The 16,445-nt window shown below is 37.7% G+C and carries 16 protein-coding genes; 10 read left to right on the forward strand and 6 right to left on the reverse strand.

The window, feature by feature from the left end:
- A partial coding sequence (locus ACIR310F_RS26640) for a lectin-like protein (RefSeq protein WP_028082760.1) occupies positions 1 to 750 on the reverse strand: 750 nt, incomplete at its 3' end.
- 412 nt (positions 751 to 1,162) lie between these two features.
- Between ACIR310F_RS26640 and ACIR310F_RS0104340 the strand changes: the two genes are divergently transcribed.
- Positions 1,163 to 2,449: an FAD-binding oxidoreductase gene (locus tag ACIR310F_RS0104340; RefSeq protein WP_028082761.1), complete on the forward strand. Its 1,287-nt coding sequence runs from the start codon at positions 1,163 to 1,165 to the stop codon at positions 2,447 to 2,449.
- 59 nt (positions 2,450 to 2,508) lie between these two features.
- Complete coding sequence (locus tag ACIR310F_RS0104345) at positions 2,509 to 3,858, forward strand: (Fe-S)-binding protein (protein WP_028082762.1); 1,350 nt, start codon at positions 2,509 to 2,511, stop codon at positions 3,856 to 3,858.
- A gap of 159 nt (positions 3,859 to 4,017) precedes the next feature.
- Here the strand turns inward: ACIR310F_RS0104345 and ACIR310F_RS0104350 are convergent, their stop codons facing one another.
- The 4 genes from ACIR310F_RS0104350 to ACIR310F_RS0104365 all read right to left on the reverse strand — a co-directional run bounded on the left by ACIR310F_RS0104350 (position 4,018) and on the right by ACIR310F_RS0104365 (position 5,744).
- Positions 4,018 to 4,341: a DUF5615 family PIN-like protein gene (locus ACIR310F_RS0104350; RefSeq protein ID WP_028082763.1), complete on the reverse strand. Its 324-nt coding sequence runs from the start codon at positions 4,339 to 4,341 to the stop codon at positions 4,018 to 4,020.
- A 1-nt stretch (position 4,342) separates the two neighbouring features.
- On the reverse strand, positions 4,343 to 4,561 hold the full coding sequence (locus tag ACIR310F_RS0104355; protein ID WP_028082764.1) for a DUF433 domain-containing protein: 219 nt from the start codon (positions 4,559 to 4,561) through the stop codon (positions 4,343 to 4,345).
- An 81-nt stretch (positions 4,562 to 4,642) separates the two neighbouring features.
- On the reverse strand, positions 4,643 to 5,068 hold the full coding sequence (locus ACIR310F_RS0104360; protein WP_028082765.1) for a DUF29 family protein: 426 nt from the start codon (positions 5,066 to 5,068) through the stop codon (positions 4,643 to 4,645).
- Between the two features lie 13 nt (positions 5,069 to 5,081).
- Positions 5,082 to 5,744, reverse strand: a complete 663-nt coding sequence (locus ACIR310F_RS0104365; protein ID WP_028082766.1) for a class I SAM-dependent methyltransferase — start codon at positions 5,742 to 5,744, stop codon at positions 5,082 to 5,084.
- A 154-nt stretch (positions 5,745 to 5,898) separates the two neighbouring features.
- Here ACIR310F_RS0104365 and ACIR310F_RS0104370 point away from each other — a divergent pair, with 154 nt between their 5' ends.
- The 7 genes from ACIR310F_RS0104370 to ACIR310F_RS25215 all read left to right on the forward strand — a co-directional run bounded on the left by ACIR310F_RS0104370 (position 5,899) and on the right by ACIR310F_RS25215 (position 14,203).
- Complete coding sequence (locus tag ACIR310F_RS0104370) at positions 5,899 to 7,110, forward strand: S8 family peptidase (protein WP_028082767.1); 1,212 nt, start codon at positions 5,899 to 5,901, stop codon at positions 7,108 to 7,110.
- A gap of 323 nt (positions 7,111 to 7,433) precedes the next feature.
- Positions 7,434 to 9,941 (forward strand): NACHT domain-containing protein, encoded by a 2,508-nt coding sequence (locus ACIR310F_RS0104375; protein ID WP_028082768.1) that lies wholly within the window; start codon positions 7,434 to 7,436, stop codon positions 9,939 to 9,941.
- A 193-nt stretch (positions 9,942 to 10,134) separates the two neighbouring features.
- Positions 10,135 to 11,073, forward strand: coding sequence for a phosphoribulokinase (locus ACIR310F_RS0104380; RefSeq protein ID WP_028082769.1), 939 nt, complete (start codon positions 10,135 to 10,137; stop codon positions 11,071 to 11,073).
- 170 nt (positions 11,074 to 11,243) lie between these two features.
- Positions 11,244 to 11,975, forward strand: coding sequence for a RadC family protein (radC, locus tag ACIR310F_RS0104385; protein ID WP_028082770.1), 732 nt, complete (start codon positions 11,244 to 11,246; stop codon positions 11,973 to 11,975).
- Positions 11,976 to 12,066: 91 nt separating this feature from the next.
- Positions 12,067 to 12,321, forward strand: coding sequence for a SemiSWEET transporter (locus ACIR310F_RS0104390; RefSeq protein WP_028082771.1), 255 nt, complete (start codon positions 12,067 to 12,069; stop codon positions 12,319 to 12,321).
- A 26-nt stretch (positions 12,322 to 12,347) separates the two neighbouring features.
- On the forward strand, positions 12,348 to 13,970 hold the full coding sequence (locus tag ACIR310F_RS0104395) for a B12-binding domain-containing radical SAM protein (protein WP_028082772.1): 1,623 nt from the start codon (positions 12,348 to 12,350) through the stop codon (positions 13,968 to 13,970).
- A gap of 92 nt (positions 13,971 to 14,062) precedes the next feature.
- Positions 14,063 to 14,203 carry a hypothetical protein gene (locus tag ACIR310F_RS25215; RefSeq protein ID WP_155963617.1) on the forward strand — a complete coding sequence of 47 codons (141 nt, stop codon included), beginning with the start codon at positions 14,063 to 14,065 and terminating at the stop codon, positions 14,201 to 14,203.
- A 77-nt stretch (positions 14,204 to 14,280) separates the two neighbouring features.
- Here ACIR310F_RS25215 and ACIR310F_RS0104400 read toward each other — a convergent pair whose 3' ends face one another.
- Entirely contained in the window at positions 14,281 to 14,898 is a 618-nt protein-coding gene (locus ACIR310F_RS0104400; protein ID WP_028082773.1) for a TMEM165/GDT1 family protein, read from the reverse strand.
- Between the two features lie 343 nt (positions 14,899 to 15,241).
- On the opposite strand from ACIR310F_RS0104400, the gene arsM reads away from it, so the two are divergent.
- On the forward strand, positions 15,242 to 16,210 hold the full coding sequence (gene arsM, locus ACIR310F_RS0104405) for an arsenosugar biosynthesis arsenite methyltransferase ArsM (protein ID WP_028082774.1): 969 nt from the start codon (positions 15,242 to 15,244) through the stop codon (positions 16,208 to 16,210).
- Positions 16,211 to 16,445 lie beyond the last annotated feature (235 nt).

The raw sequence follows: 16,445 nt of genomic DNA on the forward strand, positions 1-16,445 counted from the left end.
TGTACCTGCACCACCGTTGAGGATGTTATTAGCACTGTTACCAGTGATAACGTTATTACCCGCGTTACCAGTACCGTTAATCGCTGTTCCTGTTAAAGTCAGGTTTTCAACGTTAGCAAGAGCCGCAATGGTGTAAGTAACACTAGATTGAATGGTATCTGTACCACCACTGGCATTTTCGGTAATGGTGTCAGTGGTGCTATCTACAATGTAAATATCATTGCCTAAACCACCAATTAAGGTATCAATACCCGCACCACCATTAAGGGTGTCATTGCCAAAAAATCCATTGAGGGTGTCATTACCATTAGTACCAATAAGGTTATCATTACCATTAGTACCATTGATCACAGTGCCGGATTGTCTGATTTCAATGATGCCTCTGAAAGGGGTAAGGGTATTGGGGTAATCATTCCATTTACCAGCAGCACCGAAATTCATCACCACATAATCTTCACCCGGTGGTGGTCCGCCATTATCTGGTTGAGGGGAAATACCTGTTGTACCGGGAAACCAGTTAGTGTAAGTAGGTGTTTCATTACTTGCCCACTGGAACTGGCCTTCTGTTACTTTATCTGTATAGCCAATCCATAGTTGTTCAGTCCCACCAAAGGTACTGACTAAGAAGTCTTGCTCTTCTTGTGAGTTAATAGTGACAAGATTTCCGCCTAAACTTTGGGCTTCAGCTTGAGCTTCTTCCCATGTAGCAAAGTTGGTGAGGCTATAAATACTGCCGTTATAAATGAACATGAGGATGACCCTGTATATTATCGATAAACATTGACAAAATTCCAATATGTATTTTCCATAACCTTTCTAGAGAAATGCCCCCTGCAAGGATTCTGGATTGTACATTTTTTTTCGGATATGCCTAAAGGTTGCACGCCCATGATATCATACGAATGACTGAGTTTTGTACCGAGTTTATACTGAAATTGTACTGAGCTTTAGTATACTGAAGTAGTATATAGTATTCGGACAGATAAGGATGCCAAACCCAGAAAAAAACCCTATCTACCAGGACACACAGTTGCAAATGTGATTGTGTAATGGGATGCACTGAGCAGTTTAGCAAGCTCACTGTAACACTTGCCGAAGTGGACGGGGTTTGTATCCGATTTTTTTCGGTCAAATTGATCACAAGGACATAAAAAGTAAACTAATGAATACCATAGCATCTACCCTAACTTCTATTCTCAGCACCGAAAATGCTGTTATCTCCTGGGAAAATCTCGCCCCCACCCAAAAGCAGAATCTACAACAGAGTATAGACTCTAAAAGCCACCCCATTTGCGTCGTTTATCCCCATAGCCAGGCGGAATTAGCCGCAGTTATCACCACCGCAAACAGTCATCAATGGCGTGTTCTCGCCTGTGGTAGCGGTAGTAAAATTAATTGGGGTGGTTTGGCTAAAAATATTGATATTATTGTTAGTACCGAACGTATTAACCAACTCATAGAACACGCTGTGGGTGATTTAACCGTTACCGTGGAAGCAGGAATGAAATTTGCCCAAATTCAGGAAATTTTAGCAAAATCTGGACAAACTTTAGCCTTAGATCCAGCCTTCCCAGAATCAGCTACCATTGGTGGTATTGTTGCTACTGCTGATACAGGTTCTCTGCGTCAACGTTATGGTGGTGTGCGTGACCAACTTTTAGGTATAACTTTTATCCGCGCTGATGGAGAAATCGCTAAAGCTGGGGGACGAGTTGTCAAAAATGTGGCGGGTTATGATTTAATGAAGTTATTTACTGGTGCTTACGGTACTTTAGGTATTATCACACAAGTCACTTTGCGAGTTTATCCCATCCCTGAAACTTCGGGAACGGTGCTATTAACTGGTAAACCTGAAGCCGTATCTTCAGCAGTGAGAATTTTACAAAGTTCAGAATTAACACCAACTCAAGTTGATTTATTATCAAGTAAGTTGGTGACTAGTTTAGCTTTGGGAACGGGAATAGGTTTAATTACCCGGTTTCAAAGTATTCATGAAAGTGTTGAAGAACAATCGAAACGACTTTTAGCAATTGGTGAAAAGTTAGGTTTACAAGGGGTGATTTATCAAGGAGTTGGGGAGTCTAATTTATGGCAACAATTACCAAACAAAATATATGATCATCTCACAGAATCTACAATTACTTGTAAAATAGGAGTGTTACCAACTGCTGCGGTGGAAATTATCAATCAAATAAATATTGGTTTAATTCATGTTAGCAGTGGTTTGGGTTTGGTGCGTCTGGAAAATCCAGACCAGATTTTACATTTGCGGAATTTATGTCAAGCCAATTCTGGTTTTTTAACTATTTTATCCGCACCTGTTGAGTTAAAAAAAAGGTTTGATATTTGGGGTTATAATGGTAATAGTTTGGAGGTAATGCACGGTATTAAACAACAATTTGATGGTAATTTGATTTTAAGTCCCGGTCGCTTTGTGGGTGGGATTTAAGATTTGAGAAAATGAACCACGAAGACGCAAAGAACGCGAAGTTAAGAGGAAGATAAGAAATGCAAGTTTCGGAAGGTTTGGTGCATAATACTGCTAGTATTAAGAATTTACAGGGTTTTGATGGCAATTATCCACCTGATCCTAAGTTAATTGATAGTTGTGTTCATTGTGGTTTTTGTCTGTCTACTTGTCCTAGTTATCGGGTATTAGGAAAGGAAATGGATTCTCCTAGAGGACGTATCTATTTAATGGATGCTATTAATGAGGGGGAAATTGCTTTAAATACCGCTACTGTTGAACATTTTGACTCTTGTTTGGGTTGTCTAGCTTGTGTCTCTACTTGTCCTTCTGGTGTGCAGTATGATAAGTTGATTTCAGCTACTAGACATCAGGTAGAAAGAAATTATCATCGCAGTTTACCTGATAAGTTAGTTCGACAATTGATTTTTTCTCTGTTTCCTAATCCTGATCTTTTAAGAATTTTACTTTTTCCTTTATTAGTTTATCAAAAGTTAGGGATTTCTAAGTTATTACAAGCAACTGGTTTAATTAAGGCTATATCTCCCCGGTTAGCTGCTATGGAATCTATTTTACCGGAAATTACTCTTAAATCTTTTCAGAATAATTTACCAGATATCATCCCCGCTCAGGGTGAAAAAAGATATCGGGTTGGTGTTATTTTAGGATGTGTACAAAGGCTGTTTTTCTCTCCTGTAAATGAAGCAACTGTCAGAGTTTTAACTGCTAATGGTTGTGAGGTGGTAATTCCTAAGTCTCAAGGTTGTTGTGCGGCGCTTCCTGAACACCAGGGACAAACGGAACAAGCGAAAACTTTAGCAAGACAAATGATTGATAGTTTTGCTGATACTAATGTAGATTTTGTGATTATCAATGCTGCTGGTTGTGGTCATACTTTGAAAGAATATGGTCATATTTTAGCAGATGATCCAGAATATGCACAAAAAGCCAAAATATTTGCCGCGAAAGTAAAAGACTCACAGGAGTTTTTAGCTAATATCGGTTTAACTGCTAAACTTTCACCTCTGACTGAGAAAAATCTGACTTTAGTTTATCAAGATGCTTGTCATTTATTACATGGTCAGAAAATTAGTGTCCAACCTCGTCAACTATTAAAACAAATTCCAGGAGTAACTTTAAAAGAACCCATAGACGCAGCTTTGTGTTGTGGTAGTGCGGGTGTTTATAATATGTTACAACCGGAAGTTGGGGAAGAATTAGGTAAACAAAAAGCTCAAAATTTATTAAATACTGGTGCTGATTTAATTGCTTCTCCTAACCCTGGTTGTAGTTTGCAAATTAGTAAATATTTACCAGGTAAAACTATTTCTATTATGCACCCTATGGAATTATTAGATTATGCTATTCGGGGTGAGAAATTGGAGATTTAGAAAGTTATAAGACCCATATTCCTTAATACGATTCGGTTAACCAAAAATCCCAATTTTTGTAATTCTAAAGGATTTATGATTGCGTTCCGTTATTGAGAATACTGTCAATTATTAATCTGATCCGAAGCGTATTGAGGGTGATATCTTCATTGTTCCTGATCATTCAAGACTAACAACTACAGCTTGACCTTTTACTAAAGTAGATAAAATATCTACAATCTTGGGAACTAAAGGTTTCAAATCAATTAGTCTATTAGAAGATGCTTGTAAAACAACTACAGCAATATTAAACTGAGACAAATTTTGCTGAAAAGATAAATTTCTATCAACCGTAATAAAAACATCAAATTCTTGTTCTACTAAAGCCAGTAGTTTACCATTTTTAGTTCCTGCCCATCCCATTTGGGGAACTGTTTTGATTTTATAACCTACAAATTCCTTAGTTAACCTGCGGTCAATACACTCATCTAGAAGCAGTTTCATCCTAAGCTACCTTGTTAATCATTTGTTTTCCTGCTTCTTCTAAGAATGTAATGACTTGTTCTCTAGTGACAGTGGGAAAACCATCTAAAAAATCATCTATTGAATCTCCTGCTGTTAAATAATCTAAGAGTGTTTGTATAGGAACTCTTGTTCCTGTAAAAACAGGAGTACCACTCATAATTTCAGAAGAGACACTGATAACTGAAGGATGATTAGACATTGTAATTGTATTTGATATTTTCAAGTTATATTCCTAGTTTAGCCATAAAAAAGAAGTCGGTGATTTTATTTATCCTGTCAATTATCGTTCCCAAATTAAATTCATGGCCTTTTTTATGATCTCTTGTCGTTCGACTAATTGGTTTAATTCTTCTGCTTCATATTGACCTTCAAAAGCTTCAATGGCTGCTTTTTCTAATGCTAAATCATAAGCATCTTCTAGAGTTGTTGCTAATTCTGTTTCACTCATATAAGTTCCTTTTGCTTTTTCACGAGAATTACTGCGTTGAATTTGTTTGACAGAATTGCGAATAAAAAAATTCCAAGACCTAGTGGTGCGGTTTTCAGCAGCTTGTTTAATTAGGTGTAGAAGTAAAATGATGCCATAGCTAAATATTTTATTCAGTTTATCCGATTTGCTCATTTCTTCTAATTCTTCGACAATTAACAAGGCTTCTGTGATATTACCTTGGTGTAGAAGTTCTTTGAGGGTAAGTAGTTCTTCCATGGGCTTGATTTTCCTAATTTTTTATCGCTAAGGTTAATCCGTCTGCTATGGGAACTAAACTTATGGTAATTCGGGAATCTTGGTGTAATTTGCGATTAAAAACCCGAATTTTATTAGTTTGATTATCCTGTATTTCTGGATCTGCTACTTTAGCTGACCACAGTACATTATCAATGGCAATTAGTCCACCACTACGAATTAATTTAAGACACTGCTCGTAATAATTCTCATAGTTACCCTTATCAGCATCAATAAACGCAAAATCAAATGTCCCCCCTTCCCCTGCTGTCAATAAATGATCTAATGTTTCTAAAGCCGGTGCAATATGCAAATGAATTTTATCAGCTACTCCCGCTGCTTGCCAATAACGACGGGCTATACTTGTATACTCTTCACTGACATCACAAGCGACGATTTTCCCATCTGCGGGTAAGGACAAAGCCACAACCAAAGAACTGTAGCCAGTAAATACACCTATGTCTAGTGTCTTTTTTGCACCTATTAGTTTAACTAACAAAGCCATAAATTGTCCCTGTTCAGGTGATATTTGCATTTGAGACATTGGCATTTGAGCGGTTTCTTGACGCAGTTGGGTTAAAATTTCCGCTTCTCGCAGGGAAACTGAAAGTAAATAATCATACAAGTTTTGTTCTAATCCCAGGGTTTGTTTTGACATAATTTATATTTATTATTTTATGATAGTTCTTCCTTGTCGAGACTATCTTAACAAATTTAAAATCAAATGTCAACCCCAAAATCCTCTTTTAAAGCCGATTATTTTGCTAATATGTTAGCACGTTGCATAACAATAGTTGGTTGAGGGGTTCTTGATGACTGTTTATATTATTCGTCCTAAGACGACATCGGTAGCACGTTCTTTAAAATTAGCATCGAGAAAATTCACCCCCGAAAGTCGTTCCTCCCAAGTTGCAGAAGTGGTGAATTTTTGGCAAGAAGATTCTGGATATCAAGAAATTACCAGTTATTTAGAAGATGCAGATACAATTACCCAATATCCCACCTACTCAAATATTACAGGTGCTAAAGTTGTTTATATCCCTGATGAGGAAATAGAACAACTACGTCAAGATTTACCTAATGCTTTAATTTTACGCGATTTCCCAATAGAGTTAATTCAGCCAGAAAGAAATTTAACAGGGACAAAAGACACAATAGATCAAAATGATATTTGGCATTTAGAAGCGATATCTCTTCTTAAAGCACGTCAAAGGGGATTTACAGGCACAGGTAAAGGAATAACTGTTGCAGTTCTCGATTCAGGTATAGAAGCAAACCACCCAGAAATAGAAGGTAAAGTAATTGCATCTTATCGTTTAAATCCCAGAACACAAGAAATCCAAACTGTATCATCTGAAGATACACATGGACATGGTACTCATGTTGCTGGTTTAATTTGTGGAAATCAAGTTGGTGTTGCACCAGAAGCACAAATCATCAACAGTATTATGTTTCCTAACGGTGTATGTAATCTCTCAGATTGGATATCTTGGTTTAATTGGTTAGCATTGCAACCAGAAATCAATATAGTTAATATTTCTGCGGGTGAATCTTCTTTACCAGCAGATCATTTTAAGCTATTTAATTCTTTAATTGATGAGTTAACAGCCATAGGTATATTACCCGTTTGTGCTGTAGGTAATGACGGATTTAACCGTTCTCATACACCCGGTAACTGTAAAGGTTCACTTTCGGTAGGTGCTATCAATAATAATCATGAAGTTGCATCTTTTAGCGGTAACACTACCATCACAAATGACTATCAATCTTATAATGTTCCTTATGTAGTCGCACCGGGAGAAGGTGTTTATTCTAGTGTTAAGGGTGGAGGATATGAAGCATGGAATGGCACATCTATGGCCACACCCATTGTTTCTGGTGTGGCTGCGTTAATATTAGAGAGATATCCAACAATGACATACCTGGATTTATTTGATGCACTGCTTTCTAATTGTCAAAATTTAGGACTGGATAAGGAACGTCAAGGTAAAGGTTTAGTTCAAATACCAACTGCACTGTACTAAACACGGTTGGGAAATGGACTTTTAGAAGATTATGAAAAGCCAGATTTGTAGGGGTTTAGCATTGCTCATTGTCAAATTAGGCTAAAAATGTCTTATCTGTTGGCTGACAAACCCCGTCCAGAAATGAATTTCCGGGCTAATAACAAAAGTAAACTAAAGTTTACTCGAAAATTCCTGAGTTATTTAGTCATCTTTAGATGACTTTTGCTATGAGACTGGGAATTCATTCCCAGGCGGGTTAAAGGTTTTACTGGGAATTCATTCCCAGGCGGGTTAAAGGTCTTACGTTAAGTTGACAACCCCTACTGTAGAATCAAATTATTATGAACCTTAAAGAAGACCAAATTAGTAAAATAGACCCTTTGCTGGAAGAATTTTTAATGAATGCAAGGGGTGATGAAAAGATTCGGGTAATTATGACATTGGGTGATGAAAATCAACTCAGGAATAACCAAGCCTTACCAATGCTTGAACCTGGGAATTTTCCTTCACCTATTGCTTATAGACAAGCATTAATTGAACGGCGAAAAAATCAACTTTCTGAAGTTATAGGTAATACAATTCAAGAATTACAAAACTTGTCTTTAAAACCTCTAGGTGGAACAATGAGCCGTGTTGTAGTTGTGGAAGGTTCAGCAACAGATATATTAAATTCATTAGAATTATCTGGCGTAAATAATGTTAGTTTAGATCAATTGGTGGGATTACCGGAAGTTGCACCTGATGAAGCAGTTAATCATTTTGCTCAATTGTATATTAAAATTTTAGGAAGTGACTTAGATCAGAAAACCAAAAAATTAATTTATCAAGCATCTAAACAATACATTCTTAACTATCAAAAGCGATATAATCGGTTGCGAGTTTTGGGAATGTCACAACCTGTAAATTTAGATGATATTTATACAGAAGTTCAATGTTTACAACCTGATGAGATTCGCAATTTTGAATCAATAACAGCTTTAGAAAAAAATTATCGTCACAATGGTAGTCCCAGATTGACTAATGAAAAATCTGCAAGAGAAAATGGAATAATAATTGCTAACCAATATACACATTTAATGATATTGGGACAACCGGGTGCAGGTAAATCTACATTTCTCAGGAAAATAGGACTGGAAGCACTCAAAGGTAAATCTGGACAAATTCAGGGAGAAATTATTCCTGTTTTACTAGAACTTAAACAATTTACCACAAATGAAGTTAATATATACAATATTATTGAGCAAGAATTTATATCATGTCAATTGCCATTAGCAAAAGAATTTACTAATCAATTATTACGACAAGGTAAATTATTACTTTTATTAGATGGATTAGACGAAGTACCTAATAAAAATTTTGAGCTAGTAATTGATAAAATACAAGAATTTGTTAAGGAATATAAGCAAAATAAATTTGTTATTTCCTGTCGGACTGCTGCTTATCGTCAAAAGTTCCAAAACTTAAAAGAATTTATTATTGCGGATTTTGATGATCAGCAAATTCAACAATTTATTAAAAACTGGTTTTATTCACAAGTAGATAAACAATTAGGAACTGACCAAAAATGCTGGAATAAAATTAACACTCAAGAAGCTACCAAAGAATTAGCCCGAACTCCCTTATTATTAACTTTCCTCTGTTTAGAGTATGATGAATCTCAAGATCTACCAAAAAATCGAGCGACATTATATGGTAATGCTTTAGATATTTTCTTGAGAAGATGGGCCGCAGAAAAGAGATTACCTTATGAACCAATTTATCGTCAACTTGGGATTGATTTAGAAAAAATCATGTTGGCTGAAATTGCTTATGATAATTTTGCAACAGATAAGTTATTTTTCTCCCAGCCAGAAGTTTTAAATCAAATTCAAAAAGTTCTAGATAATAATGATAATGCACCGAAAAATTTAGATGTTGGGAAAATCTTGGATGCTATTACCATTGAACAAGGAATTTTAGTCGAACGTGCTAGAGATGTTTTTTCATTTTCTCATTTGACCCTACAGGAATATTTAACAGCCCAATATATTTATGATAATCGTCTAGTTGAAAAATTAGTGACTGAACATCTGACAGATAAACGCTGGAAAGAGGTATTTTTATTAGTTGCGGGGGTTATGCGGGGTGGTGCAGATGATTTATTGTTATTAATGGAAAAGGAAGTACAAAAATATATTAATACCCCAAAATTACAGGCTTTATTCAATTGGGCGGAAAATGTCACAGTAGGATCTCCAGGTAATTATAAACCAGTTGGGAAACGTGCAGTTGCGATCGCCAACGCCAACGCCAACGCCCTCGCCAACGCCAACGCCAACGCCAACGCCCTCGCCAACGCCAACGCCCTCGCCTACGCCAACGCCCTCGCCTACGCCTACGCCAACGCCTACGCCAACGCCAACGCCTACACCTACGCCTACACCTACGCCAACGCCTACACCTACGCCAACGCCTACGTCAACGCCAACGACCTCGCCTACGCCTACGCCTACGCCCTCGCCAAGGCCATTGATAAAATCGGTGAAATTGAAAGATTACAAATCTTTAATCAAAAGCTCAACTTTACTGTGTTACTTGCTCAATTACAAACACTCCAAGCTAAAATACCTGATGATAAACAACCAGAAAAAGTGCGTCAAGCTTTTGCTGAACAGTTGAGAGAAAAATTACTCAAAGGTTTTAATCTCACCCCAGAAATGGTTAATTTATCTGAGAAAGAAATCAAAGACTTAGATAAATACCTCTACGTGAATTACTTAATTATCCAATGCAAAGAAGCCGCAGTCCAGGTATCACCTAAAACATGGGAAACAATAGAAACGCGGATGTTATTAGTAAAGAATAATTAAAATCCAGAGCATTGTTTGTCACTCTCCGCGCCTCTGCGTCTCTGCGTGAAAAAAATCATGGCATTAATCAGCAACACCACAGAGAATTTATGTAGAGATGTTACGGTGATCGAAATTTCACTAAAAAAGTGTTAGTTGCCCTTTAGAATTAAAGATTATTCTGTAAACTCGCTTGCATCAGAGGGGGGTATTTATGAGTCGTCCCATTATTCTTGGTATTGTCGGTGATAGTGCTGCTGGAAAAACAACCCTGACTAGAGGTATCGCGCAGGTACTCGGTCCAGAAAATGTGACTATGATCTGTACAGATGATTATCACCGTTACGATCGCGTACAACGGGCAGAGATTGGTATTACAGCATTACATCCTGATTGTAACTATTTGGACATTATGCAGCAACATTTATCGCTGCTACGAACAGGACAACCCATTCTTAAACCAGTCTATAGCCACAAAACAGGGACTTTTGAACCACCGCAATATATCAAACCCAGTAAATTTGTCATCATCGAAGGCTTACTAGGTTATTCTACTCGGATCGCTCGTGATGCTTATGATGTTAAAGTTTACCTCGCACCTCCTGAACCACTCCGCGCTAATTGGAAGGTAAAACGGGATACTCAAAAGCGGGGATATACTCCAGAACAGGTATTAGCGGAATTAGATAAACGCGAACCAGATTCAGAAGCGTATATTCGTCCCCAGCGTCAATGGTCAGATATTGTTGTCAGTTTCTATCCACCTAATAATGAAATAGATGAAAATAATGGACATCTAAATGTGCGTTTGGTACTACGTCCTTCTATTCCTCACCCGGATTTTACCAAAATTATTCACGCTGGACATAGTGATTCCCAGTCAGCTATCCGTTTGGGACTGGATAGAGATATGGGAAAACCAGTGGATGTTTTGGAAGTTGATGGTCATGCAACTTTGGAGCAGGTGAATAAAATCGAACAGATTATGTGTGCAGATATGCCCTATTTAAAGAATGTTTGCGATCGGGAAATTAACCCAGAATTGGGGAGAATTGCGGGTACAACTGGAGAAACTCTGCAAAGTTACCCTCTTGCTCTCACTCAATTAATTATTACTTATCATATGCTCAAAGCTACGCAAATTTATCAATAAGGAGTTTTGCGTAATTTGAGGTGAGTTTAAAAGGTGCATTTTCATAGTGTTATTGAACGCAGATAAACGCAGATAAACGCAGATGAATGACTAGAGTTCCGAAAACCGGTGTTGTTGGGTTGGAGTATGAATATTATTCCTGATCTCAAATCTCAAATGATGTGTGTGGTATGACCTATTGTCTTAGAATAGCCGACTTGCCTGAAAATGAACGCCCTCGTGAAAGATTAATGACTCATGGACCGAAAATTTTAGCGACAGCGGAATTAATCGCTATTCTGCTGGGTACTGGCCAAGGTCCTGGTAAACTCTCGGCGGTCGGTTTAGGGCAATATATATTACAGCAATTGGGTAAAGGCCAGTGTGATCCCTTAGCTGCTTTACGAGATGTCACTCCTGCTGAGTTGATGGAAATACCGGGTGTGGGACCGGCTAAAGCGACGACGATCTTAGCCGCAATTGAATTGGGTAAACGTGCTTTTTTATCCCGTCCCTCTGACGGGACAGTTATTGATAGTCCTATGGCTGCCGCTGCCGCGCTTAGTCAGGACTTGATGTGGCAGAATCAAGAACGATTTGCAGTGCTGCTATTAGATGTCAAAAATAAGTTATTAGGAACAAAGGTAATTACTATTGGGACTGCGACGGAAACTTTAGCCTCTCCCCGTGATATTTTTCGAGAAGTGATTCGTCAAGGTGCTACACGGGTAATAATAGCCCATAACCACCCTTCTGGAAATCTAGAACCCAGTGAAGCAGATATAGAATTGACTCGTCAATTATTGGCTGGTGCGGAACTTCTAGCTATTCCTATTTTAGATCATTTGATTTTAGGTAATGGCAATCATCAAAGTTTACGAGAAATTACTACTTTGTGGGATAATTGTTCTCAGGTTGATTGATCATAGGATTCCTTGGTGTCTGAGATCATGAATTTGTCTCACGCAGAGGCGCAAAGATCGCAGAGGAAGAGAGAAAGGAGAATTTTTAAAGATGGATTTTATCACTATTTTAGGATTAGTCGCAGGTGTATTAACTACGGTCGCTTTTTTACCGCAAATGTTCCAAATTTGGCTGACAAAATCGGCGAAAGATGTTTCTTTTGTGATGTTAATTATTTTTATGAGTGGGTTGTGTTTGTGGTTAATTTATGGCATCATTATCGGGGCTTTACCAATTATTATGGCTAACGGGGTGACATTATTTTTTAATTTGATTATTCTATGGCTTAAAATTAAATATAGATAACTTTTAGATAACTTTACTAAAATACTGTGACATCATCTTTATTTGACTCGGAACGTCTTCTTTTTACGCCCGTAACCCCCAATAATGACTCTATTCCCGTGATTTTCGCTTTTCCTAATGAGTACACTGTGGGGATAACTAGTCTGGGTTATCAGGTGGTGTGGGCGACTTTGGCTATGCGTGATGATTTACAGGTAAGTCGTTTATTTACTGATATCCATGAACCACTTCCTAGATATCCAGAATTATTAGGTTTTTCTATGTCCTGGGAATTAGATTATGTGAATATTTTTCATCTTTTGGAATCTTTGGAAATCCCTATTCGGGCTAATTATCGTGATCAAAATCATCCGCTAATTTTTGGTGGTGGACCAGTTTTGACGGCTAACCCAGAACCCTATGCTGATTTTTTTGATATCATTTTATTGGGAGATGGTGAAAATCTGCTTGGTGATTTTATAGATACTTTTAAAAAAGTCAGAAATGCTGATAGGGAAACTCAATTAAAAACTTTATCTCAAGTCCCAGGAATTTATGTTCCTAGTTTATATGTAATAGAATATATTACACCAGATGGGGCAATAAAATCAATTAATCCTATTGATTCGGAAATTCCGCCAATTATTCAAAAGCAAACTTATCGAGGAAATACTCTTTCTGCTTCTACTGTGGTGACGGAAAAAGCCGCTTGGGAAAATATTTATATGGTGGAAGTGGTGCGAAGTTGTCCAGAAATGTGCCGCTTTTGTTTGGCTAGTTATTTAACTTTACCTTTTAGAACTGCGAGTTTAGAAACTTCTTTAATTCCGGGAATTGAACGGGGTTTAAAAGTTACTAACCGCTTGGGTTTATTGGGGGCTTCTGTCACCCAACATCCAGAATTTACGGAATTATTGGATTACATTAGTCAGCCTAAATATGATGATGTGCGGTTGAGTGTTGCTTCTGTGAGAACTAATACAGTTACAGTTAAATTGGCTGAAACTTTGGCGAAACGCGATACAAGATCATTGACAATTGCTGTGGAAAGTGGTTCAGAAAAAGTCCGTAAAATTGTTAATAAAAAACTGTATAATCAGGAAATTATGCAAGCGGCTATTAATGCAAAAGCTGGTGGTTTATCTAGTTTGAAACTCTATGGAATGGTGGGAATTCCAGGGGAAGCAGCCGAGGATATAGACGCAACTGTAAAAATGATGGAAGATGTTAAAAAAGCTGCGCCTGGATTGCGTTTAACACTAGGATGTAGTACATTTGTTCCCAAGTCTCATACTCCATTTCAATGGTTTGGAGTTAATAAACAATCGGAGAAGCGGTTGCAATTATTACAAAAGAAACTCAAGCCCCAAGGTATAGAATTTCGACCAGAAAGCTATAATTGGTCAATTATACAAGCTTTGTTGTCCAGAGGCGATCGCCGACTTTGCCAATTATTAGAATTAACCCGTGATTTTGGGGACTCTTTGGGTAGCTATAAACGCGCTTTTAAACAACTGAAAGGACAAATTCCCAATTTAGATTTTTACGTTTATAGTAATTGGTCAACTGAGCAAATTTTACCCTGGAATCACTTGCAAGGACCACTACCTCAGTCTACATTAATTAAGCATTTAATAGAAGCTACAAACTTAGAATTAAATCATGAGTAATGCAAACAGATACATTGTCTGATTGTACTTTTGATAAAGTATTGTACTGCGGGTAGGATACCCGCTAAAATTACGGGTTAAATGCAGTATAGGTGAAAACCAAGGTCGAGGTTTCTCGACCCTCATGGTTTTCTAATTTTATCACTGTATCTGACACAAGTACATATATGTACTTGTGTGGTCAGGGAACAGGGAACAGGGAACAGGGAACACAGGAAGAAAGACAGAATTGATACTTACTGAGTCTTGTATGGCTACGCCACGGAAGCTATCAAAAATCAAATAGGAGTCCTATATCAGTGTATTAAATTTATTTTCCTTCTATAGCGGCGACTATACCAAAGATGATAAATAGAAAACCGCCTAAGAAGGTAATTTGTCTTTCGGAAATTTTACCTGCTATTAATTTACCACCAATGACGGCGATCGCTGCACAAATTGCGTGTCCTAATATTGCGCCGGCTGTAACACCAATGGGGTTATTACTGGCTGCGAGGGCTATGGTGGCTATTTGTGTGCGATCGCCCCATTCTGCTATAAATGTTAGTACGAAGGATTTTAGTAAAATTGACCAAATACTTTTTAACTGGGAATTATCTAAATCTGCCTTTTCTACCGCCTCTTGTGCCTCTTCTACCACTTCTTGAGTAGCAGATACAGGCATTTTATTAGCATCATAAATCAACTTCAAACCAAAGGCAATAAACAAAACTATTTCGGCGTAATGAATGTAAATTTTTGGTAATAAAGACACTACCTGCCCAAATGCAACTGATAAGATAGTCATAGCCGCTAAAGCAGCTATCACACCAGAGAACACCAAGCGCCGTGGGTGGTGCATGGACATAATCACGGCGATAAAAAAGGTTTTATCACCTAGTTCAGAAATGGTAATTAGTAATAAACCGGCGGTAAAGGCTGTTAACACTCTCTCAAACTCCTCAAGGATTTTTTACCTGTGTGGAGTATCAATGAGAGCCATAAAACCTCACTGAACTCCACACTTTTCAATGTGTAGTCAGTGAAGGTCTCGCTTTCAAATACTTTGTTTATTCGCTATCTAAACCAGGTTCATCACCAGTATGTTGATTTAGATATACTGAACAGAAAATCTTGATTTACTGTCAGCAGCTACTCCCCTTCTATTAGTTGTACATAATAATCTTGTTGAGATTAAAAGTCAAGGCTTTTGGAAAGGAAAAATATGGCAGCACGGCGACGGTGAAGCCAGAAACAGTTCTGTTAAAATAGATTGATACTAATTTGAGATTATGACCTATTTAGAAACCGCAGCCCAATTTTACAGCCAAGTTGCTCAAACACCAGAAGTGGGGCTATGCTGTGTCCAAAGTACACCTTTACAATTACCAGGGCTGAAAATTCCTCTGGCTATGCAGGAAATGAACTATGGTTGTGGAACTACGGTTCATCACAACGAACTTAATAATGAACCGACAGTTCTCTATGTTGGTGTCGGTGGTGGTTTAGAAGCGTTACAATTTGCTTATTTTTCTCGTCGTCCCGGTGCGATTATTGCTGTTGAACCTGTGGAGGCTATGCGAGAAGCTGCAACGCGTAACTTAGAGATTGCTGCAACGGAAAACCCCTGGTTTGATACTAGCTTTGTTGAAATTCGTCCTGGAGACGCTTTTAATTTACCTGGGGCTGATGCTTCGGTGGATATAGTAGCGCAAAATTGCCTTTTCAATATTTTTGAACCAACGGATTTAACTCTCGCTTTAAAGGAAGCATATCGAGTATTAAAACCCGGCGGTCGCTTACAAATGAGTGATCCAATTGCTACCAGTCCAATTCCTGATCATTTACAACAAAATGAACATTTACGCGCTTTATGTTTATCCGGCGCTCTTACATATCCAGAATATACTCAACTAATAATTAATGCTGGTTTTGGACAAGTGGAAATTCGCGCACGTCGTCCTTATCGTTTATTAGATAAACATAGTTATCAACTACAGGAAAATATCCTTTTAGAAAGTCTTGATTCTGTGGCTTTTAAGGTGGAAATCCCCTCAGACGGGGCTTGTATTTTTACTGGTAAAACAGCGATTTATGCGGGTAAGGAAGAATTTTTTGATGATCAATCTGGACATATTTTACAAAGGGGAATTCCTGTGGCTGTTTGTGATAAAACGGCGGAAAAGTTAGCAGTTATCAATGCTGAAGAAATCATTATTACTGATTCTACATGGTATTATGATGGTGGAGGATGTTGTTAATTCTATACAGTATTTTCCTCCGCTATTAAGTACAGTTTTCTATCCTCAAACCTGTAAGGGCGGGGTTTCCCCGTCCTCAATAGTATTTTATTAGAGCGAGAACTACTATGATTGTTGAATTTCCTTTTGTAAAGCCTGAATTTGCTGAAGAGATAATTCCGTAACCTCAGCAATTTGTTGTAAATTCATGCCAGTTCGTAACAATTTTAAAGCAAACTTTCTGGTTGCTTCAGCT

Source organism: Dolichospermum circinale AWQC310F (genome assembly GCF_000426925.1).
Taxonomy (GTDB): Bacteria; Cyanobacteriota; Cyanobacteriia; order Cyanobacteriales; family Nostocaceae; genus Dolichospermum; species Dolichospermum circinale.

What these genes read in the sequence shown, in the direction of transcription:
- ACIR310F_RS0104340 (WP_028082761.1), top strand. Translation starts at nt 1,163, where the DNA reads ATGAATACCATAGCATCTACCCTAACTTCTATTCTCAGCACCGAAAAT.
- ACIR310F_RS0104390 (WP_028082771.1), top strand. Translation starts at nt 12,067, where the DNA reads ATGGATTTTATCACTATTTTAGGATTAGTCGCAGGTGTATTAACTACG.
- ACIR310F_RS0104380 (WP_028082769.1), top strand. Translation starts at nt 10,135, where the DNA reads ATGAGTCGTCCCATTATTCTTGGTATTGTCGGTGATAGTGCTGCTGGA.
- ACIR310F_RS0104350 (WP_028082763.1), bottom strand. Translation starts at nt 4,341, where the DNA reads ATGAAACTGCTTCTAGATGAGTGTATTGACCGCAGGTTAACTAAGGAA.
- ACIR310F_RS0104370 (WP_028082767.1), top strand. Translation starts at nt 5,899, where the DNA reads ATGACTGTTTATATTATTCGTCCTAAGACGACATCGGTAGCACGTTCT.
- radC (WP_028082770.1), top strand. Translation starts at nt 11,244, where the DNA reads ATGACCTATTGTCTTAGAATAGCCGACTTGCCTGAAAATGAACGCCCT.
- arsM (WP_028082774.1), top strand. Translation starts at nt 15,242, where the DNA reads ATGACCTATTTAGAAACCGCAGCCCAATTTTACAGCCAAGTTGCTCAA.
- ACIR310F_RS0104375 (WP_028082768.1), top strand. Translation starts at nt 7,434, where the DNA reads ATGAACCTTAAAGAAGACCAAATTAGTAAAATAGACCCTTTGCTGGAA.
- ACIR310F_RS0104365 (WP_028082766.1), bottom strand. Translation starts at nt 5,744, where the DNA reads ATGTCAAAACAAACCCTGGGATTAGAACAAAACTTGTATGATTATTTA.
- ACIR310F_RS0104355 (WP_028082764.1), bottom strand. Translation starts at nt 4,561, where the DNA reads ATGTCTAATCATCCTTCAGTTATCAGTGTCTCTTCTGAAATTATGAGT.
- ACIR310F_RS0104360 (WP_028082765.1), bottom strand. Translation starts at nt 5,068, where the DNA reads ATGGAAGAACTACTTACCCTCAAAGAACTTCTACACCAAGGTAATATC.
- ACIR310F_RS0104345 (WP_028082762.1), top strand. Translation starts at nt 2,509, where the DNA reads ATGCAAGTTTCGGAAGGTTTGGTGCATAATACTGCTAGTATTAAGAAT.